The organism is Pseudomonas sp. NPDC088368, from assembly GCF_044753445.1.
Classification (GTDB): Bacteria; Pseudomonadota; Gammaproteobacteria; order Pseudomonadales; family Pseudomonadaceae; genus Aquipseudomonas; species Aquipseudomonas bambusae.
Window position 1 is genome coordinate 272,160 of sequence record NZ_JBIVNG010000001.1, and the last position, 18,446, is coordinate 290,605.

The 18,446-nt window shown below is 60.3% G+C and carries 19 protein-coding genes; 15 read left to right on the top strand and 4 right to left on the bottom strand.

All coding sequences use genetic code 11. The annotated features are described in order from the left end of the window. Positions 1-27 precede the first annotated feature (27 nt). The 8 genes from ACIQAL_RS01145 to ACIQAL_RS01180 all read left to right on the top strand — a co-directional run bounded on the left by ACIQAL_RS01145 (position 28) and on the right by ACIQAL_RS01180 (position 8,128). Positions 28-1,035 (top strand): PleD family two-component system response regulator, encoded by a 1,008-nt coding sequence (locus ACIQAL_RS01145; RefSeq protein ID WP_166593580.1) that lies wholly within the window; start codon positions 28-30, stop codon positions 1,033-1,035. A gap of 224 nt (positions 1,036-1,259) precedes the next feature. After that, positions 1,260-2,355 (top strand): peptide chain release factor 2 gene (gene prfB, locus ACIQAL_RS01150; protein ID WP_401141542.1). Its coding sequence is split into 2 segments (ribosomal slippage): positions 1,260-1,331 and positions 1,333-2,355, totalling 1,095 coding nucleotides; the frame shifts between segments, so codons are not numbered across the junction. A gap of 105 nt (positions 2,356-2,460) precedes the next feature. Next, on the top strand, positions 2,461-3,963 hold the full coding sequence (gene lysS / locus ACIQAL_RS01155) for a lysine--tRNA ligase (protein WP_401141545.1): 1,503 nt from the start codon (positions 2,461-2,463) through the stop codon (positions 3,961-3,963). A 246-nt stretch (positions 3,964-4,209) separates the two neighbouring features. Then, positions 4,210-4,941, top strand: coding sequence for a TetR family transcriptional regulator (locus ACIQAL_RS01160; RefSeq protein WP_166593577.1), 732 nt, complete (start codon positions 4,210-4,212; stop codon positions 4,939-4,941). A 24-nt stretch (positions 4,942-4,965) separates the two neighbouring features. After that, positions 4,966-5,523 carry a hypothetical protein gene (locus ACIQAL_RS01165; protein WP_401141547.1) on the top strand — a complete coding sequence of 186 codons (558 nt, stop codon included), beginning with the start codon at positions 4,966-4,968 and terminating at the stop codon, positions 5,521-5,523. Between the two features lie 28 nt (positions 5,524-5,551). Continuing rightward, the gene (locus ACIQAL_RS01170) at positions 5,552-6,829 is read left to right on the top strand and encodes a flavohemoglobin expression-modulating QEGLA motif protein (RefSeq protein WP_166593575.1); all 1,278 of its coding nucleotides are present in this window, start codon (positions 5,552-5,554) and stop codon (positions 6,827-6,829) included. Positions 6,830-6,866: 37 nt separating this feature from the next. Beyond that, positions 6,867-7,805, top strand: coding sequence for an alpha/beta hydrolase (locus tag ACIQAL_RS01175; protein WP_401141549.1), 939 nt, complete (start codon positions 6,867-6,869; stop codon positions 7,803-7,805). After that, positions 7,802-8,128, top strand: a complete 327-nt coding sequence (locus ACIQAL_RS01180; protein ID WP_401141552.1) for a hypothetical protein — start codon at positions 7,802-7,804, stop codon at positions 8,126-8,128. The genes ACIQAL_RS01175 and ACIQAL_RS01180 overlap by 4 nt, the downstream gene beginning before the upstream one ends. Positions 8,129-8,203: 75 nt before the next feature. Here ACIQAL_RS01180 and ACIQAL_RS01185 read toward each other — a convergent pair whose 3' ends face one another. From ACIQAL_RS01185 to ACIQAL_RS01195, 3 genes are all read right to left on the bottom strand, one after another. Further along, positions 8,204-8,986: an OmpA family protein gene (locus tag ACIQAL_RS01185; protein WP_401141555.1), complete on the bottom strand. Its 783-nt coding sequence runs from the start codon at positions 8,984-8,986 to the stop codon at positions 8,204-8,206. 48 nt (positions 8,987-9,034) lie between these two features. Beyond that, on the bottom strand, positions 9,035-9,460 hold the full coding sequence (locus tag ACIQAL_RS01190) for a DUF4398 domain-containing protein (protein WP_401141558.1): 426 nt from the start codon (positions 9,458-9,460) through the stop codon (positions 9,035-9,037). A 280-nt stretch (positions 9,461-9,740) separates the two neighbouring features. Further along, positions 9,741-10,085 carry a pilin assembly protein gene (locus ACIQAL_RS01195; protein ID WP_166593570.1) on the bottom strand — a complete coding sequence of 115 codons (345 nt, stop codon included), beginning with the start codon at positions 10,083-10,085 and terminating at the stop codon, positions 9,741-9,743. A 244-nt stretch (positions 10,086-10,329) separates the two neighbouring features. Between ACIQAL_RS01195 and ppc the strand changes: the two genes are divergently transcribed. The 6 genes from ppc (at position 10,330) to ACIQAL_RS01225 (ending at position 16,885) form a co-directional block, all read left to right on the top strand. Next, positions 10,330-12,966, top strand: a complete 2,637-nt coding sequence (ppc, locus tag ACIQAL_RS01200) for a phosphoenolpyruvate carboxylase (protein ID WP_401141559.1) — start codon at positions 10,330-10,332, stop codon at positions 12,964-12,966. A 285-nt stretch (positions 12,967-13,251) separates the two neighbouring features. Beyond that, positions 13,252-13,899: an adenylate kinase gene (gene adk / locus ACIQAL_RS01205; protein ID WP_341959629.1), complete on the top strand. Its 648-nt coding sequence runs from the start codon at positions 13,252-13,254 to the stop codon at positions 13,897-13,899. Between the two features lie 116 nt (positions 13,900-14,015). Further along, positions 14,016-14,690, top strand: a complete 675-nt coding sequence (tsaB, locus tag ACIQAL_RS01210; RefSeq protein ID WP_401141561.1) for a tRNA (adenosine(37)-N6)-threonylcarbamoyltransferase complex dimerization subunit type 1 TsaB — start codon at positions 14,016-14,018, stop codon at positions 14,688-14,690. A 284-nt stretch (positions 14,691-14,974) separates the two neighbouring features. Beyond that, positions 14,975-15,271, top strand: coding sequence for a hypothetical protein (locus ACIQAL_RS01215; protein ID WP_166593566.1), 297 nt, complete (start codon positions 14,975-14,977; stop codon positions 15,269-15,271). Then, entirely contained in the window at positions 15,268-16,140 is an 873-nt protein-coding gene (locus ACIQAL_RS01220) for a DUF72 domain-containing protein (protein WP_401141564.1), read from the top strand. The genes ACIQAL_RS01215 and ACIQAL_RS01220 overlap by 4 nt, the downstream gene beginning before the upstream one ends. Before the next feature lie 46 nt (positions 16,141-16,186). Continuing rightward, entirely contained in the window at positions 16,187-16,885 is a 699-nt protein-coding gene (locus ACIQAL_RS01225) for an extensin family protein (RefSeq protein WP_401141567.1), read from the top strand. Between the two features lie 33 nt (positions 16,886-16,918). Here the strand turns inward: ACIQAL_RS01225 and ACIQAL_RS01230 are convergent, their stop codons facing one another. After that, positions 16,919-17,548: an energy transducer TonB gene (locus ACIQAL_RS01230; RefSeq protein WP_401141569.1), complete on the bottom strand. Its 630-nt coding sequence runs from the start codon at positions 17,546-17,548 to the stop codon at positions 16,919-16,921. A gap of 98 nt (positions 17,549-17,646) precedes the next feature. Here ACIQAL_RS01230 and ACIQAL_RS01235 point away from each other — a divergent pair, with 98 nt between their 5' ends. Then, positions 17,647-18,429: a class I SAM-dependent methyltransferase gene (locus ACIQAL_RS01235; protein WP_401141570.1), complete on the top strand. Its 783-nt coding sequence runs from the start codon at positions 17,647-17,649 to the stop codon at positions 18,427-18,429. Positions 18,430-18,446: the final 17 nt, after the last annotated feature.

Genomic DNA, 18,446 nt, shown 5'->3' on the forward strand with positions numbered 1-18,446 from the left:
AGCCCGCCTGTGACCAGGAGACCCTGAATGCATGACTTGCAGCTGGACGAAGTAAACACCACGGATGAAAACGCTGCCATGGTGTTGCTGGTCGACGATCAGGCAATGATCGGCGAGGCAGTCCGGCGTGGGCTGGCGAATGAGGAAAACATCGATTTCCACTTCTGCGCCGACCCTCATCAGGCCATCGCTCAAGCGATCGAAATCAAGCCGACGGTGATTCTGCAGGACCTGGTGATGCCAGGCCTTGACGGTCTGACGCTGGTGCGCGAGTACCGCAACAATCCGATGACCCGGGACATCCCGATCATCGTGCTCTCGACCAAGGAAGACCCGCTCATCAAGAGCGCGGCGTTCGCGGCGGGGGCCAACGATTATCTGGTCAAACTGCCGGACAACATCGAGCTGGTGGCGCGCATCCGCTACCACTCCCGCTCCTACATGACCCTGTTGCAACGCGACGAAGCCTACCGTGCTTTGCGAGTCAGTCAGCAGCAGCTGCTGGACACCAACCTGGTGCTGCAACGCCTGATGAACTCCGATGGCCTGACCGGGCTGTCGAACCGTCGCCACTTCGACGAATACCTCGAACTGGAGTGGCGCCGGGCGACCCGCGAGCAGACCCAGCTGTCGCTGATGATGATCGATGTCGACTATTTCAAAGCCTATAACGACAACTTCGGCCACCTCGAAGGCGACGAAGCGCTGCGTCAGGTGGCCAAGGCCATCCGTTCCAGCTGCAGCCGTCCTTCCGACCTGCCTGCACGTTACGGCGGCGAAGAGTTCGCGCTGGTGCTGCCGAACACCTCGCCGGGCGGCGCACGTTTGCTGGCCGAGAAACTTCGCCAGAGCGTCGCCAGCATGAACATCCCGCACATCGCGCCGAAGGAAGGCTCCAGCCTGACCGTGAGCATTGGTCTGGCGACCCTCGTGCCTCCGGTCGGCAGCCACAGCCGCCAGTTGATCCAGAGCGCGGATCAGGGGCTGTATGCCGCGAAGCACAATGGGCGCAATCAGGTCGTGGTCGGGTCGTAGTCGGCTCGTAACTGTGGGAGCGAATTCATTCGCGAAGGGCGTTAATGTCCCTCTATCCGTCGAGGCTGAAATGCCCTCTCGCGAATAAATTCGCTCCCACAGGTTTTGCATTCGGCTTGATCATCCGTAGACGCTAACCACCCCTGCCCAACGGGCTGCCATCCCGGCGTCAGCTCGGGTATACTCGCGGGCTTTGTGAAATTCGCCTGCGAGTCCTGACGACCATGGAAATCAACCCGATCCTGAACACCATCAAGGACCTGACCGAACGCTCCGAATCCATTCGGGGGTATCTTTGACTACGATCAAAAACATGATCGTCTGACCGAAGTCAACCGCGAGCTGGAAGACCCCAACGTCTGGAACAAGCCCGAGTATGCCCAGGCCCTCGGCCGCGAGCGTTCGGCGCTGGCCCAGATCGTTGAAACCCTCGACGAAATGAGTTCCGGCCTGGCAGATGGCAAGGAGCTGCTGGACATGGCCGTCGAAGAAGACGACGAAGGCGCTGTCGCCGATGTCGTCGAGCTGCTGGAAGGCCTGGAAGCATCCCTCGCCAAGCTGGAATTCCGTCGCATGTTCAGCGGCGAGATGGACCCGAACAACGCCTACCTGGACATCCAGGCCGGCTCCGGCGGCACCGAAGCGCAGGACTGGGCCAACATCCTGCTGCGCATGTACCTGCGCTGGGCCGACAAGCGTGGCTTCGACGCCACCATCATGGAGCTGTCCGAAGGCGAAGTCGCCGGCATCAAGGGCGCCACCGTGCACATTAAGGGCGAATACGCCTTTGGCTGGCTGCGTACCGAAATCGGCGTGCACCGTCTGGTCCGCAAGAGCCCGTTCGACTCCGGCGCACGTCGCCACACCTCGTTCTCGGCGGTGTTCGTTTCCCCCGAGATCGACGACCGCATCGAGATCGACATCAACCCGTCGGACTTGCGCATCGACACCTATCGTTCATCCGGTGCCGGTGGTCAGCACGTTAACACCACCGACTCGGCGGTCCGTATCACCCACGTACCGACCAACACCGTCGTCAGTTGCCAGAACGAACGTTCCCAGCACGCGAACAAGGACACCGCCATGAAAATGCTGCGGGCCAAGTTGTACGAGCTGGAAATGCAGAAGCGCAACGCCGCGTCCCAGGCGCTGGAAGACACCAAGTCGGACATCGGCTGGGGCCACCAGATCCGCTCGTACGTCCTCGATGACTCGCGCATCAAGGACCTGCGGACCGGCGTCGAGCGCAGCGACTGCAACAAGGTGCTGGACGGTGACCTTGACGGTTACCTGGAAGCCAGTCTCAAGCAAGGGCTGTAATCGCGACCCCACGTGTTGCGGGCACGGTGCATGCGATGCAGCGACCGGCCCGCGATCCCTTGCCGACGGCAAGAGCAACGAACCTGTGATGGAAAATCTAAAGACATGAGCGACCAACAACTCGACCCGCAAGCCCAGCAACAGGAAGAAAACACCCTGATCGCACTGCGCAAGGAAAAGCTTGCTGCCGAGCGCGCCAAGGGTAACGCCTTCCCGAACGACTTCCGCCGCGAAAACTACTGCAACGACCTGCAGAAACAGTACGTGGATAAGACCAAGGAAGAACTGGCTGAAGCGGCGATTCCGGTCAAGGTTGCTGGTCGCATCATGCTTAACCGTGGCTCGTTCATGGTGATTCAGGACATGACCGGTCGCATTCAGGTCTACGTCAACCGCAAGACCCTGTCGGAAGAAACCCTGGCCTCGGTGAAAACCTGGGACATGGGCGACATCATCGCGGCGGAAGGCACCCTGGCCCGTTCCGGCAAAGGCGACCTGTACGTCGAAATGACCAGCGTGCGTCTGTTGACCAAGTCCCTGCGTCCGCTGCCGGACAAACACCACGGCCTGACCGACACCGAACAGCGCTATCGCCAGCGTTACGTCGACCTGATCGTCAACGAAGACGTGCGCGAAACCTTCCGCGTGCGCTCGCAAGTCATCGCCCACATCCGCAGCTTCCTGATGAAGCGCGACTTCCTCGAAGTCGAAACGCCGATGCTGCAAACCATTCCGGGCGGCGCGGCAGCCAAACCGTTTGAAACCCACCACAACGCGCTGGACCTGGAAATGTTCCTGCGGATCGCGCCTGAGCTGTACCTCAAGCGTCTGGTGGTCGGCGGGTTTGAAAAGGTGTTCGAGATCAACCGCAACTTCCGTAACGAAGGCGTCTCGACCCGTCACAACCCTGAATTCACCATGTTGGAGTTCTACCAGGCGTACGCCGACTATGAAGACAACATGGACCTGACCGAAGAGCTGTTCCGTGAATTGGCTCAGCTGGTCCTGGGCAGCACCGACGTGCCGTACGGCGACAAAGTGTTCCACTTCGGCGAGCCGTTCGCGCGTCTGTCAGTGTTCGATTCGATCCTTAAATACAACCCGGACCTGACCGCTGACGACCTGAACGACATCGACAAGGCCCGCGCCATCGCCAAGAAAGCGGGCGCCAAGGTGCTGGGTTTCGAAGGTCTGGGCAAATTGCAGGTGATGATTTTCGAAGAGTTGGTCGAGCACAAGCTGGAGCAGCCGCACTTCATCACCCAGTACCCGTTCGAAGTGTCGCCGCTGGCACGCCGCAACGACGAAAACCCGAACGTTACCGACCGTTTCGAGCTGTTCATCGGCGGCCGTGAAATTGCCAACGCCTATTCCGAGTTGAACGACGCAGAAGACCAGGCCGAGCGTTTCATGGCGCAAGTGGCCGACAAGGACGCGGGCGACGACGAAGCCATGCATTACGACGCCGACTTCGTGCGTGCGCTGGAATACGGCATGCCGCCAACGGCAGGCGAGGGCATCGGTATCGACCGTCTGGTCATGCTGCTGACCAACTCGCCGTCGATCCGCGACGTCATCCTGTTCCCGCACATGCGGCCTCAGGCGTAAGCGTCACCCTAAAAGCCGCCTCAGCATGGGCGGCTTTTTTTTGCCTGTTTGATGAGCGCGGAGAACCCTGTAGGAGCGAATTCATTCGCGAAAGATGTGTCAGGCCATGAAGATGTATCGTTCGTAAGCCCGCATCGTCGGAATGCCGCCCAGAATGAATTCGCTCCTACAGGGCGTTCCGCGATTGCCCGGACAATGGCTTCGAACCCGTAACTTCAAGCGCATCAGAGAAAGGAAAACCTCGTCGTGAATCGTACGATCGCTCAAAAGGGAGCCGCCGGCCTGGCCACCGCCGTCGCGCAGAGTGTTCAGTATCAGGGCCGCAAGGCCAGCCGACAGGGCAGCGAGCAACGCCGCCAGCAGATTCTCGATGCTGCCATGCGCATCCTCATTCGTGACGGCGTGCGTGCCGTGCGCCACCGGGCCGTGGCCGCCGAAGCGCAAGTGCCGCTGTCCGCCACCACCTACTACTTCAAGGACATCGACGACCTGCTCACCGATGCCTTCGCCCAATACGTCGAGCGGAGCGCCGCCTACATGGCCAAGCTGTGGACCAACACCGAAGACCTACTGCGCGAGATGGTCGCCCGCAACGACGGCAGCGCCGAAGCCCGTGGCCGGTTGGCCGATGAAATCGCTCGCATGACCCTGGACTACGTGCGCCATCAATTGCTGACCCGGCGCGACCAGTTGATCGCTGAACATGCGTTCTGCCTGGAAGCCCTGATCAACCCTCGCCTGGCGCCGCTGGTGGCGGCCCATCAGCAAATTCTCTTGCAGGGAAGCGCCCAGTTTCTGGAGGTGATGGGCTCGACCCAACCGCAAGTGGATGCACAAGTGTTGACGGGGATTATCGGGCGGATGGAATATCAGGGGCTGCTCGCAGGGCCGCGTCCCGAAGCAGACGAGGAAATGCTCGCTATTCTTACGCGCCAGATGCATCTGGTGTTGGGTACTGCCAAGCCAGTGATTGGCTGAGAACGCTTGAATTCAGGAGAAGCGATGAAAGTCTGGAGCGTCTTGCTCGCCTTGTCGTTCGCGTTGTTGAGCGGATGCCTGGTGACTTTCAAGGACCCGATTCCCGCCAGCGACACTGCGCCGCCCAAGCTGCTCGGCACCTGGACCAGCAAAAATGCCTGGGGCGAGCCACTGGAGCTGGAAATCAGCCGCGCGGGCGCCAATCAGTACAAGGCCGTCAGCTACCGCAAGGGCGACCGCAAAAACCGCGACGAATACACCTTCACCGTTTCCCGGCACGGCAGCCGTTGGTACGTCTCGGCGGCATTGCCCGAGAAGTACGGCGCCAATTACGTGATCGCCGGTTTCGACCTGATCGATAACGACAGCGCCGCCGACGAACTCGTCATCTACGACCTGGACGTCGAACGCATGCAGCAATTGGTCGATCAGAAGACCTTCGAAGGCCAGCCCACCGAAACCGAAAAGGGCGACGGCGTGCTGATCTCCACTTCCATGGACAAGGTGTTCGCCTACCTGGACGACACCGCCAATTCCGACGTCTTTCTCAAGGCGGCTCAATATCAGCGCATGGCCAAATAGCGCCACGGGTTAATCAAAGGGGTACTGGGTGGACGAATACCAGCAGACCATTCGCGCGCTGTCCGACCGCATCGTGCTGGCGCAGACGCCGATTCGCGTGCTCGACGCGGTGAAGTGGGACGAGAGCATTCGCAAGAATTTCCTCGCGGCCAAGGGCAAGCAAATGCCCGAAGTGGATCGGGCCTATTACGAAAACCGCCCGCTCGGGTTCGACTCCGGGGCCGTGAAGCTCGAATTCCAGAACATCGAACGTGACATCACCCGGCAACTGGGGCAGTTCAACCCGGTCGGGCAGATCATGCGCCGCATGTGCAAGGAATACCGGATGGTCGTGCGCATGCTCGAAGCGCGGGGCACGCCGGATTTTGGTCTGATTTCCCAAGAGCTATACGGCGCTGCGTCCGATGCCTTCCACGCTGGAGACCCGACGCTGGCCGACCTCGGCATGATGCTCTCTGATTACTTGAACAACATCGCCGGACGTGGCGACCTCAAGGACGAGCCGAAAACCCTCAACGCGAAAGACGCGGTGGCGATGCTGCAAAGCCGCTTGAATCGCACGTTTGGCGAAGCGGAAGAAACCATTCGGGTGTTCGAGTCCGACGGCATCGTGGCCGACGCGGCGGCGGGTGCGGATTACATCAAGATCCGCAGCGACGCGATGTTCAACGAACGTGACGTGCGTGCATTGGAGGTTCACGAAGGGTTGGTGCACGTGGGCACGACGCTCAATGGCCAGAACCAGCCGATCTGCACCTTCCTCGCCAAAGGCCCGCCCTCGTCAACCGTGACACAGGAAGGCCTGGCGATTCTGATGGAAGTGATCGGCTTCGCCTCTTATCCAAGCCGTCTGCGCAAGCTCACCAACCGCACCCGCGCCATTCACATGGCGGAAGAAGGGGCGGACTTCCTGCAAGTGTTCGAGTTCTACCGCGAGCAAGGCTTTGGTATGCCGGAAAGCTATGGCAATGCCAGTCGCGTGTTCCGAGGCTCGGTGCCGAACGGTCTGCCGTTCACCAAGGACTTGTCCTACCTCAAAGGCTTCATCATGGTTTACAACTACATCCAGTTGGCCGTGAGAAAGGGCAAGCTGGAGCAGGTGCCATTGCTGTTCTGCGGCAAGACCACGCTGGAAGACATGCGCACCTTGCGGCAACTGGTGGATGAGGGACTGGTCGTGCCACCGAAGTACCTGCCCGACCAGTTCCGTGACATGAACGCGCTGTCGGCGTGGATGTGCTTCTCCAACTTCCTCAACCATTTGAGCCTGGACCGGATCGAGGCGGATTACTCGAATATCCTGTGATGGTTTCCTACAGTTACGCGAACGACAAGGACATCGCTTGAAGCCTCTTCTGACGTTGCTGCTGCTCATTTCGCTCACCGGCTGCAGCCAACTCCTGTTCTACCCCGAACGCGAAGTGCCGTTGACCCCGGAAAAGGCCCACATCGCCTGGCGCGACGTAACCCTCACGGCAGCAGACGGCACGCGGCTCAACGCATGGTTCCTGCCTGCGAAGGAAGGCGTCCCGGTCAAGGGCACGGTGCTGCACTTGCACGGCAACGGCGGCAACATGGCCTGGCATTTGGGTGGGAGCTGGTGGCTGCCCGAGCAGGGCTATCAAGTGCTGCTGCTCGACTACCGCGGCTATGGCAAATCGGAAGGCGAGCCCAGCCTGCCCGCGATTTATCAGGACATTGACGCGGCGTTCGACTGGCTGAGCAAAGCCCCGGACGTACAGGGCAAACCGCTGGTGGTGCTCGGGCAAAGCATCGGTGGCGCGTTGGCCGTGCATTACCTGGCCGAACACCCTCAACAGCGTTCGCGCATCAAGGCACTGGTGCTCGACGGCGTGCCCGCCAGTTACCGCGAGGTCGCCCGTTATACCCTCGGCACGTCCTGGCTGACCTGGCCCTTCAAGCGCCCGCTGTCGTGGGTGATTCCTGACAGCGACAGTGCCATCAACGGCATCGCTCAATTGAAAGGCACGCCGATGCTGATGTTCCAGAGCCTCGACGATTCGCAAGTCCCGCTTCACAACGGCATCAGCCTGTACCAGAACGCGCCGCCACCCCGGGTGCTGCAATTGACCCGTGGCCCCCACGTCCAGACGTTCGCCGATCCGACGTGGCAGGAAGTGATGGTGCGTTATCTGGATGATCCGGCGCATTTCAGCGGCCTGCGTCGGTTGGCCGAAGTCCCCAACTATCCCGATCCTGATCCGAGCCAGAAGAAGGCTTCTACGCCGTCGGACAGTAAGCCTGAAGAGAAGCCGCAATGACCGAAGAGCGTAACCTCATCCCGCAAATCCTCACCGGCATCGGCTGCATTTTCGGCACCGTGGGCGTGCTGTGGTACTACGGCTACCTGCACTTCGCCAAGCCCGAAGACGCATTGGAATTGAGCCAGTTCACGATGCTCAAGACCGTTCCGGGGGAGGACTACAAAGTCGCGCTGGAACCTGCGCCGCAGGTCGCGCACTGCGTGGAAGGGGTGATGGTGCTGTTCGACAGCGAGCAGAAAGGCCTGACCGGTGTGCTGGTCAACGACCGCAAACAGGCCGTGCGTTGCATGGGGCAGGAAACGCCGCAGAGGGTGCAGTAGACGTCGCTCCGTCATCCACAAAAAAGCCCCGCCTGTTCGTCAACAGGCGGGGCTTTTGTTTATCGCTGCAACGATTTATTGCATCGACGAACGCGGTGCGACCGGCTGGTTATCGTTGGAAATGGTGACTTCCACGCGACGGTTCATGGCGCGGCCCGAAGCGCTGGCGTTGTCAGCGACCGGGTATTCCTTGCCATAGCCCTGGGACACAACACGGTCCATGCTCACGCCCATCTTCACCAGCGCCATGCGCACGGAGTTGGCGCGGCGGTCAGAGAGCGACTGGTTGTAGCTGTCGGAGCCGGTGCTGTCGGTGTAACCCTCGACGATCACTTTGCGATCCGGGTTTTCCTGAAGGAACTGGGCCAGCTTGTTGACGTTGACCAGACCTGCGGATTTCAGATCAGATTTGTTCAGATCGAACAGCACGTCGCCGAAGGTCACCAGCGTGCCGCGCTCGGTCTGCTTGGCGTTCAGGCTGTTCTGCAGGGCTTTGATCTGCGCATCGCGAGCATCCAGACGCGCTTGTGCACGTTGGGCTGCAGCGTTCTTCAGGTCGTTTTCAGCGGTCTTCAGGTTAATGGTCTGCTTCGCCAGCTCAACGCGCTGATTGGTCAGATAGGCCAGTTGATCGACCTTCTTCTGATCTTCATTGCCGCGATAGGCGGCGTCAGCCTTGTTCAGCCAGTCGCTGGCGTCCTTGGTTTCAAGGGCAGCGAGTTCGGTGGATTTCGGGTTGCTTTGCAGCGCCGAGTAATTGGTGCGAGCCTGTTCCAGGTTCACGTTCGGTTGCGAGGAGCAGGCAGCCAGACCAACGCTCAGGGCCAGCAGGGCAGGGATCAGTACTTGTTTGCGCATAATATTTTCGTCCTTTAAATCCAGTGGCAATGCTTGAAGTGCGAGAGGTTATTGAGCGGTCGGCTGAGCCTGACGCAGACCTTCTTCACGCAGTTCGTTGACGCCCTGACGCGCGTCCTGCACCGCTTTCTGTGCTTTTGCCGCTTGTGCCTTGCGTTCGGCTACACGAGCGTCCCATTCAGCTTGTTCGGCGTACTTGCGAGCTTCGTCGTATTTCTTTTCCTGCATGGCCAGTTCAGCTTGCTTGAACTTGTCCTGCGCCGACTTCATCTCGACTGCGGCGTACTCGGTGCCGCCTGCGCTGACAGCAGCGTTCACGGCAGATTGCGTCACCGCGTATTGCTCGCTTGGAGGTTTGCCCGCGCAACCGGCGAGCAGGAGGCTGGTGCCCACGACCAACGCGGCCAGTTTCAGCCCGTGCGGGGTTTTGAAGGTGTGAGTGGCGGTGCGGGTATTCATGGTGGTCAACTCCATTTTGAAACTCCTGAAAGCTAGATTTTCCATTTCAGCGCTGGCCAGGGCGGGGACATGACCAAGGTCGATTTCCGCTGCCACCTGTCGGCTTTTTCTGTAATGGCTAATGGGTCGGACCTTCACGTTTTTTGAATAGTTCAGACGTTTTCGCTCTTACCCGCGGGCGTTTTGTTACGCGCTGTAAAATTGGCGTTTTTAAATTGGCGCAAAAAAAGACGCGCCGACCCCGATTTCCGGGGCGGGCACGCGTACTTCTTGTGATCTGAAAGCGGCGTCGTGATCAGTGTTGAGCGTTGTCCTGCTGCTCGGACAAATCCTGCAGATAACGACGAGACAGTGCGAGGAATCGCGGCGTAGGGCCGACGTCCTCATACAATGGGTCGCCTTCTTCGTCGGTGGCGACCACATGCTGGCCTTTGATGTAGGGAAAGCTGGCTTCCAAATCTTCCAGCGCAGCACCGATCAGCTCGCCCAGCAGTTCTTCGGCGGACCGCTTGGGGTACATCTCGGCGATGGCGGCCAGGCGGGCCGCGGCTTCTACATCCAGGTGAACCGCGTAGCCGGTTTTGGTCAGGCGACCTTTCGCGGAATCTTCCCAGTGTTTTGCGAGCTCACGGATTTTCATAGAGACCTCTTCAACGACCCGCGCGTGGGCGGGTTCTGGCGAATTGTCGAGCCGTCGTCCGTTGCGTGACGTGGCCCGTGTTGAGACTAGCTTGCTCCCGGCAGATGTAAGGCAAAGGGTTGCGTACCTGCATGAATTTGTCGCTCTATACACATTGATAGAGGCAAAACTTACGAGGGCGTTCAGTTTCGGGTGACCGAACTGACTCAGGACAGAACAAAAAAACGCTGAAGGAGAAGGCTGGATGGCTGATATCGATGCACGATTGCGTGAGGACGTTCACCTGCTGGGTGAGCTATTGGGCAATACGATTCGTGATCAGCACGGGGCTGATTTTCTCGAAAAAATCGAGCGTATTCGCAAAAGTGCCAAAGCCGGACGCCGCAGCGCGACCCAGAGCACCGAGCAACTGAGTTCCAATCTGGAAAGCCTGGGCGAGGACGAGTTGCTGCCCGTGGCGCGGGCGTTCAATCAATTCCTTAACCTGGCCAACATCGCTGAGCAGTACCAACTGATTCATCGACGGGATGACAGCAAGCCGCAGCCGTTCGAATCCCGCGTGCTTCCCGAGTTGCTGGAGCGGTTGAAGGAATCCGGGCAGTCACCTGAAGCCTTGGCTCGCCAACTCGGCAAGCTGGAGATTGAGCTGGTGCTGACTGCGCATCCGACTGAAGTGGCGCGCCGCACCCTGATCCAGAAATACGACGCCATCGCCGCACAACTGGCTGCCCTTGACCATCGCGACTTGAACCGCCAGGAGCGTGCGCAGATCACCGAGCGTCTGCAACGCCTGATCGCTGAAGCGTGGCACACCGAAGAAATCCGTCGTGTGCGACCCACCCCGGTGGATGAAGCGAAATGGGGCTTTGCCGTCATCGAAAACTCGCTGTGGCAGGCCGTTCCCAATTACCTGCGCAAAGCCGATCAGGCGCTGCAAGCTGCCACCGGCCTGCATTTGCCACTGGAAGCCGCACCGATTCGCTTTGCTTCCTGGATGGGTGGGGATCGCGACGGCAATCCGAACGTCACCGCTGCCGTGACCCGTGAAGTGCTGTTGCTGGCGCGCTGGATGGCGGCGGATCTGTACCTGCGTGACGTCGATCAACTGGCGGCCGAGTTGTCGATGCAACAGGCCAGTCCTGCTTTGCAGGCCGAAGCGGGTGACAGCGTCGAACCCTATCGTGCCGTGCTGAAAAAGCTGCGTGAGCGTCTTCGTGCTACCCGTAACTGGGCCCATGCTTCGTTGAAAGTCACTCAGCCTGCACCGGAAGACGTGCTGAACAGTAACCGGGAATTGCTGGAACCTCTGCAGTTGTGTTTCCAGTCGTTGCACGAATGCGGCATGGGCGTCATCGCCGACGGTCCGCTGCTGGACTGCCTGCGTCGGGCCGTCACCTTCGGATTGTTCCTGGTCAAACTCGACGTCCGACAGGACTCCACGCGCCACAGCGCGGCCATGACCGAGATCACCGATTACCTTGGGTTGGGGCGCTACAACGAGTGGAGCGAAGAGGCGCGCATCGAGTTCCTGCTGCAAGAGCTGAGCAGCAAACGCCCGCTGTTGCCCGCGCATTTCAAACCGGCTGCTGACACCGCCGAAGTACTGGCCACCTGTCGCGAAGTGGCTGCTGCCCCTGCGGCGTCGTTGGGCTCTTACGTGATTTCCATGGCCGGTGCTGCTTCCGATGTGCTCGCCGTGCAGTTGCTGCTCAAAGAGGCCGGATTACAACGACCGATGCGCGTCGTGCCGCTGTTCGAGACCCTCGCGGACCTCGATAACGCCGGGCCGGTGATCGAGCATCTGCTCAGCCTGCCGGGCTATCGCCTGCGTTTGCACGGTCCACAGGAAGTCATGATTGGATATTCCGACTCGGCCAAGGACGCGGGCACCACGGCGGCGGCCTGGGCGCAGTATCGTGCGCAGGAAAAGCTGGTGGAGATCTGCCGCGCCCAGCAAGTCGAACTGCTGCTGTTCCATGGCCGCGGCGGCACGGTGGGGCGTGGCGGCGGTCCTGCCCACGCGGCGATTCTCTCGCAGCCACCGGGGTCGGTGGCCGGGCGTTTCCGCACAACCGAACAGGGCGAGATGATCCGCTTCAAGTTTGGGTTGCCTGATATCGCCGAACAGAACCTCAACCTGTACCTGGCCGCTGTGCTCGAAGCGACGCTCCAGCCACCGCCGCTGCCGGAGCCTGCGTGGCGGCAGATGATGGACGAGCTGGCGGCAGATGGCGTGAAGGCCTACCGCGCTGTTGTGCGGGAGAATCCCGAGTTCGTCGAATACTTCAGCCAGGCCACGCCTGAGCAGGAACTGGGCCGCCTGCCGTTGGGCAGCCGTCCGGCCAAGCGCCGCGCAGGGGGCGTCGAAAGCCTGCGCGCGATCCCCTGGATTTTCGCCTGGACCCAGACGCGCCTGATGCTGCCTGCATGGCTCGGCTGGGAAGACGCGCTGAGCAAGGCGCTGGAGCGAGGGCAGGGCGACCTGCTAGGACAGATGCGCGAACAGTGGCCATTCTTCCGCACGCGCATCGACATGCTGGAAATGGTGCTGGCCAAGGCAGACAGCGACATCGCGCAGCTCTACGACGAACGTCTGGTGGAGCCGGGGCTGCTGCATTTGGGTGCACATTTGCGCGACCTATTGTCGCAGGCGTGTGACGTGGTGCTGGGACTGACCGGCCAATCGCAACTGTTGGCCCATAGCCCCGAGACGCTTGAGTTCATCAGCCTGCGCAACACCTATCTCGACCCGCTTCATCTATTACAGGCCGAATTGCTGGCGCGCTCGCGCAAACAGGACGCCAGTCTGGACAGTCCTTTGGTACAGGCGCTGCTGGTGTCTGTCGCAGGCATTGCCGCTGGTTTGCGTAACACCGGCTGACGCGGCACTTGCGACGCGGGTGAGGGCGCAGGCCTTCATCTCGCGGCGCCTGGCTGGTCGACAAGGATGCACACCCCTGAAGTTACACCGGGTCGTACCAAAGTATTGATCGTTGGCAAGCTACTGGTTTTTCGCGGGTTGCTGCGACTTTTGGCGTCTTGTGCGGCATGAACCGGCTGTGTATCTTGATCAGCCTTTGGCCGTTGGGTCAGTTAAATTTTTAAAGTGATTGGCCCCATTTAGGCGAATCCGACGAAATCTCTATAAAAATTGAGGAGCACAACAATGCGCGTGATTCTGCTGGGAGCTCCCGGGGCCGGTAAAGGTACTCAGGCTACGTTCATCACCAAGAAATTCGGCATTCCGCAAATCTCCACTGGCGACATGCTGCGGGCAGCGGTCAAGGCGGGCACCGAGCTGGGCCTGAAAGCCAAAAGCGTCATGGACAGTGGCGGTCTGGTTTCCGATGACCTGATCATTGGCCTGATCAAGGATCGCCTGTCGCAGCCTGACTGCGCCAATGGCTGCCTGTTCGACGGTTTCCCACGCACCATTCCTCAGGCCGAAGCCCTGAAGAATGCGGGCCTGGCGATTGACCACGTGGTAGAGATCAAGGTCGATGACGAAGAGATCGTCAAACGCATTTCCGGCCGTCGTGTGCACGAAGGTTCGGGCCGCGTGTACCACACCGTATTCAATCCGCCAAAGGTTGAAGGCAAGGACAACGAAACTGGCGAAGACCTCGTTCAGCGCAAAGACGACGTCGAAGAGACCGTTCGCCATCGCCTGTCGGTCTATCACGCGCAGACCGAGCCTCTGGTCGAGTTCTACAAGCAACTCGAAGCCAAAGATGGCACGCCGAAGTTCAGCAGCATCGCGGGCGTCGGCTCCGTGGAAGACATCACTGGCAAGGTGAACGCAGCGCTGGGCTGATCCTTCATTAGCGCAGTGAACAACGGCCCGCTTGCGGGCCGTTGTTGTTTATAATGCTGCCTCATTTTTTGTAACGCTTTGTGCACCCCTTCATTCGCTCAACCACGGACACCCCGATGACGACCTTGCTGGCCCTGGACACCGCCACTGAAGCCTGCTCAGTCGCTTTGCTGCATAACGGCAAAGTGCTGACTCACTACGAGGTGATCCCGCGCCTGCATGCGCAGAAACTCCTGCCCATGATCAAGGACCTGCTGGCCGAGGCGGGCATTGGCCTGTCCGCACTGGACGCCATTGCGTTCGGTCGTGGTCCCGGCGCGTTCACTGGCGTGCGCATCGCCATTGGCGTGGTACAAGGATTGGCGTTCGGCCTGGAGCGCCCGGTGTTGCCGGTTTCCAACCTCGCCACCTTGGCGCAACGCGCCTTTCGTGAGCGCGGGGTGACTCAGGTGGCAGCGGCCATCGATGCGCGGATGGATGAAGTGTATTGGGGCTGCTACCGCGAAACGGCCGGGGAAATGCGTCTGCTGGGTGAGGAAGCGGTGATGCCTCCTGAGCGTGCCGCATTGCCCATCGACGCTTCGGGGGAGTGGTTCGGAGCGGGCACCGGGTGGGGCTACGCCGAGCGCATCGCTGTCAACCTCTCCGATCAGGACGCCACTTTACTGCCCCACGCCCAAGACCTGCTGACCCTTGGCACCTTCGCCTGGCATCGTGGCGAAGCCATTGTCGCGGACGACGCACAGCCCGTTTACCTGCGGGACAAAGTGGCCACCCCCAAGGCGCGTTGATCCATCTGAACCCTGTAGGAGCGAATTCATTCGCGAGACGGAGGTACAGCCGCTACGGCTCCATCGCCAGCAAGCCGCGCTATTACAGGCGTGATCAATCGATATCAACACGCCACAATTGAGACCCAAGTCACAGCATTCACTACCGTTCGGCGACAAAGCGATCATTTCTGCCCGGCGGTTTTAAACATTCGGCAATAACTGTGGTCTAGTTATCGTTCGCGAGTTTGCTTAAGCGCGTTCGTGAGATTAAATTGCCACTACAAGACGCCGAGTAAGCATCGATGCGGATTAACGGTCCTTCACAACGTTCGTACCCCATAAAGCGCAAGCCCCGCAAAGGCGCTGCGACGATCGATAACGCCTCCGAAGAGGTGATCATCGACGACGTTGAAGAAGTCGTTCCGCAGACCGCTCGCCGTCAAACCGGCGGCACGGCCAATGTGCCGGCACGCCAACAGGACATCATCTTCCCGCGCGCCATGAGTCGCCGGGTGGCCAGTGCCCTGAGCAGCTACCTGACGACTTCAACGTTCGTCGATTGGGACCTCGAAGTCTCGGGCCTCGATCTGCACGTTTGAACGTCGCCACGCCCCCTTATTTCATCGGTTGCCCGTCCTGGAGCGAAAGCGCCTGGCGTCAGTCGTTGTACCCGCAAGATGCCCGCACCTCCGATCTGCTTGAACTCTACGCTCAGGTCTTTAATGCCGTCGAAGGCAACACCACGTTTTACGCCCGTCCCAAAGACACCACTGTCGAACGCTGGGCGCAGGTCTTGCCTGAGCATTTTCGATTCACTGCCAAGTTTCCCGGTGACATCAGCCACGCGGGCGACCTGCGCGAACACCTGACTGCCGCGCAAGACTTCCTGAAGCTAATGGCCCCGCTGGGTGAACGCGTCCAACCCCTGTGGCTGCAGCTCCCTGCGACCTTTTCACCCCATCGCCTCGGCGAGCTGGCGACGTTTATCGACGCCTTGGAAGGCCGCGCCTTGGCAGTGGAAGTGCGCAACATAGGGTTCTTCGACAAGGGTGAAGGTGAGCGCATGCTCAATCGTCTGTTGCTCGACCGGGGCGTCGAGCGCATCTGTCTGGACTCGCGACCGTTGTTCAGTTGCGTGTCCCAAGACCCGGCCGTGCTGCATGCGCAGTCGAAGAAACCCAAGGTGCCCGTACGCCCGGCTGCACTCACGTTATTCCCCCAAGTACGTTTCATCGGGCGTCCAGAACTGGAAGCGAACGAGCCTTTTGTCGAGCAGTGGGCGCTGAAAGTCGCGGCCTGGATTGAGGAAGGGCGTACGCCTTACGTCTTTTTGCACACGCCAGATAACATCCAGGCGCCCGACCTTGCCAGACGTTTCCATGAGCAATTGCTGACATTGCTGCCAGGCCTGCCTGAATTGCCAACGCTGGAGCGTGGGCCAGAGGTGCAGCAACTCGGCTTGCTGTGAGGTCAGTTAGGGGGATGCCATTGTCCTCACTGCGGAAACCTCGCCCATGCGCGGCTCGACCCTTTTCCTGTTATCCCTCCTGATGTGCCTCGGCATCGGGCTCTCGGTGTGGCGCGGTTGGTTGCCTGTCCCTGGGCGCTGGAACCCGTGGGCGCCGCTGGACGTGCGGGAACAACCGAACCTGCTCACCCCCTTCAAACTCTGGCGTTTGCAGGATGACCCGGCCCTGTGCGATCAGGCTTTGCAAACCTCCACCCTGCGCTATGCCCATCAGGCAGACAGCGCCGCCGACGCTAAATGCCCGCTGAGCAATACCTTGCGCATTCAAGGCGGAGACGTGGCGTTGAGCAGCAGTTTTCTTTCGAGCTGCCCGTTGGCCGTCGCCTACGCGCTGTTCGACATCCATCGCCTGCAGCCCGCTGCCCAAGCGGTGTTCGGACAAAAGGTCACGCAGATCGATCACCTCGGCAGCTTCGCCTGCCGCAACGTCTACAACCGCAGCGAGGGGCGCCTGAGTCAGCACGCGTCGGCCAATGCGCTGGACATCGCAGGGTTTCGTCTGGCAGACGGCAGGCGGATTTCCGTGCTCAAGGACTGGAAAGGCGAGGGCGATAACGGGAGATTTCTGAGGCTGGTCAGGGACAATGCCTGTCAGCAGTTCAACACCGTGCTGGGACCGGATTACAACGCGGCCCACCAGAATCATTTTCACGTGGACATGGGACGGTGGCGGGTGTGTCGGTAGGAGGATGACGCATGGTGTGTAGGAGCGCGCTTGTTATGCAGCAATCCGCAGATTCTGCAGCACGATCGGACGGGCCCAGCCGTTATCGAATTCCAGGTTACGCTGCTGTTCGGTCATCTCTTCGGCGCTGTACGGCGTGGCAGGCTTGTCGGCCAGATCCCATTCGAACTCGGCGATCGGCAGGAACAGAGGGCGCGGCTGAGGACCAGGCCCCGGCTCGACGCTGTCGTCGTAAGGATTCAGCACCGTCGGGCGAACCCAGTTGCTGTCGATTTCCAGATTGCGCTGCTGTTCGATCATTTCGCTGGCGCTGAACGGCACTGGTCGTTTGGCAAGGTCCCATTCGAATTCGGCGATTGGCAGAAACAGCGGCTCAGGCGGGGCAATTTCTGTGTCTACGACTGGGCATTCGCGCTGCTCGACGATTTTGCCCAACGTTCTGGCGCCCGCAACAGGTTCGCCGGTCATGCTGTCCGTCGCAGCAGCAACGGCGGGGTACTCGGAAGGCGCGGCGGCGTTGTCATCGACCTGCTGCGCCATCGCACGGGCAAAGGCATCCTGCCAGAGCTGCGTGACGCCGCTCAGGGTTTCGGTATTGCGTACGCTGTAGTCGCCTGCGTACGTCAAATAACCTATCGAGGATGTTTGCTGAATGTCTGACATAAGCGCTCAGTACATGCCGTGGGTCTGGCAAAATGCCGGATACTTTCGTTATCGGCAGATGTTGCCAATCATTAAGAAAATTTGAGCGTGTTGAAGAGATGACTGAGCAGCAAGCGGGCAGCCGCATTCGCGTTGAAGCCATGACGGCCGAAGCCCGGGAAAAAGCGCAACAATGGGCCACGCGTCTGGGCCTGCCGCTGGAGGACACCCAAGCGGATTTTGCCCTGCAATTGAACGATGACGGCCTGCAATTGCAACAGCTGGGCGACGATGCGCCGGGGCCTGTGCGAGTGGATTTTGTTGAGGGCAAAGCGGCCCACCGGCGCCTGTTCGGTGGCGGCAGCGGGCAGATGATCGCCAAGGCCGTCGGCGTTCAGCCGGGTGTCCGTCCTCGGGTGCTGGACGCCACGGCGGGGTTAGGCAAGGACGCGTTCGTGCTGGCCAGCCTGGGTTGTGAAATGAGCCTGATTGAGCGCCAACCGATCATTGCCGCGCTGCTGGAGGATGGTTTGGCGCGGGGCGCTCAGGACCTCGACGTGGGCGCGATCATTGGCCAGATGCGTTTGCTGACGGGCAATTCGATCGAGCTGATGCGCCATTGGGAAGGTGAACCGCCGCAGGTGATCTACCTCGACCCGATGTTTCCCCATCGCGAAAAAACGGCATTGGTGAAGAAAGAAATGCGCCTGTTCCGCCCGTTGGTGGGCGACGACATGGACGCCCCGGCCCTGCTTGAAGCGGCGCTGGCCTTGGCGACCCACCGCGTGGTGGTCAAACGCCCGCGCAAAGCCCCGTGCATCGAAGGCGCCAAGCCGGGGTATGCCCTGGATGGCAAATCCAGCCGGTATGACGTTTATCCGAAGAAGGCGCTGAAGCCCTGATGGGCGAGGGGCGCTGC

What these genes read in the sequence shown, in the direction of transcription:
- ACIQAL_RS01225 (WP_401141567.1), top strand. Translation starts at nt 16,187, where the DNA reads ATGCGCGGCTCGACCCTTTTCCTGTTATCCCTCCTGATGTGCCTCGGC.
- ppc (WP_401141559.1), top strand. Translation starts at nt 10,330, where the DNA reads ATGGCTGATATCGATGCACGATTGCGTGAGGACGTTCACCTGCTGGGT.
- ACIQAL_RS01235 (WP_401141570.1), top strand. Translation starts at nt 17,647, where the DNA reads ATGACTGAGCAGCAAGCGGGCAGCCGCATTCGCGTTGAAGCCATGACG.
- ACIQAL_RS01215 (WP_166593566.1), top strand. Translation starts at nt 14,975, where the DNA reads ATGCGGATTAACGGTCCTTCACAACGTTCGTACCCCATAAAGCGCAAG.
- ACIQAL_RS01190 (WP_401141558.1), bottom strand. Translation starts at nt 9,460, where the DNA reads ATGGAGTTGACCACCATGAATACCCGCACCGCCACTCACACCTTCAAA.
- ACIQAL_RS01195 (WP_166593570.1), bottom strand. Translation starts at nt 10,085, where the DNA reads ATGAAAATCCGTGAGCTCGCAAAACACTGGGAAGATTCCGCGAAAGGT.
- ACIQAL_RS01185 (WP_401141555.1), bottom strand. Translation starts at nt 8,986, where the DNA reads ATGCGCAAACAAGTACTGATCCCTGCCCTGCTGGCCCTGAGCGTTGGT.
- ACIQAL_RS01230 (WP_401141569.1), bottom strand. Translation starts at nt 17,548, where the DNA reads ATGTCAGACATTCAGCAAACATCCTCGATAGGTTATTTGACGTACGCA.
- adk (WP_341959629.1), top strand. Translation starts at nt 13,252, where the DNA reads ATGCGCGTGATTCTGCTGGGAGCTCCCGGGGCCGGTAAAGGTACTCAG.
- ACIQAL_RS01165 (WP_401141547.1), top strand. Translation starts at nt 4,966, where the DNA reads ATGAAAGTCTGGAGCGTCTTGCTCGCCTTGTCGTTCGCGTTGTTGAGC.
- tsaB (WP_401141561.1), top strand. Translation starts at nt 14,016, where the DNA reads ATGACGACCTTGCTGGCCCTGGACACCGCCACTGAAGCCTGCTCAGTC.
- ACIQAL_RS01180 (WP_401141552.1), top strand. Translation starts at nt 7,802, where the DNA reads ATGACCGAAGAGCGTAACCTCATCCCGCAAATCCTCACCGGCATCGGC.
- lysS (WP_401141545.1), top strand. Translation starts at nt 2,461, where the DNA reads ATGAGCGACCAACAACTCGACCCGCAAGCCCAGCAACAGGAAGAAAAC.
- ACIQAL_RS01145 (WP_166593580.1), top strand. Translation starts at nt 28, where the DNA reads ATGCATGACTTGCAGCTGGACGAAGTAAACACCACGGATGAAAACGCT.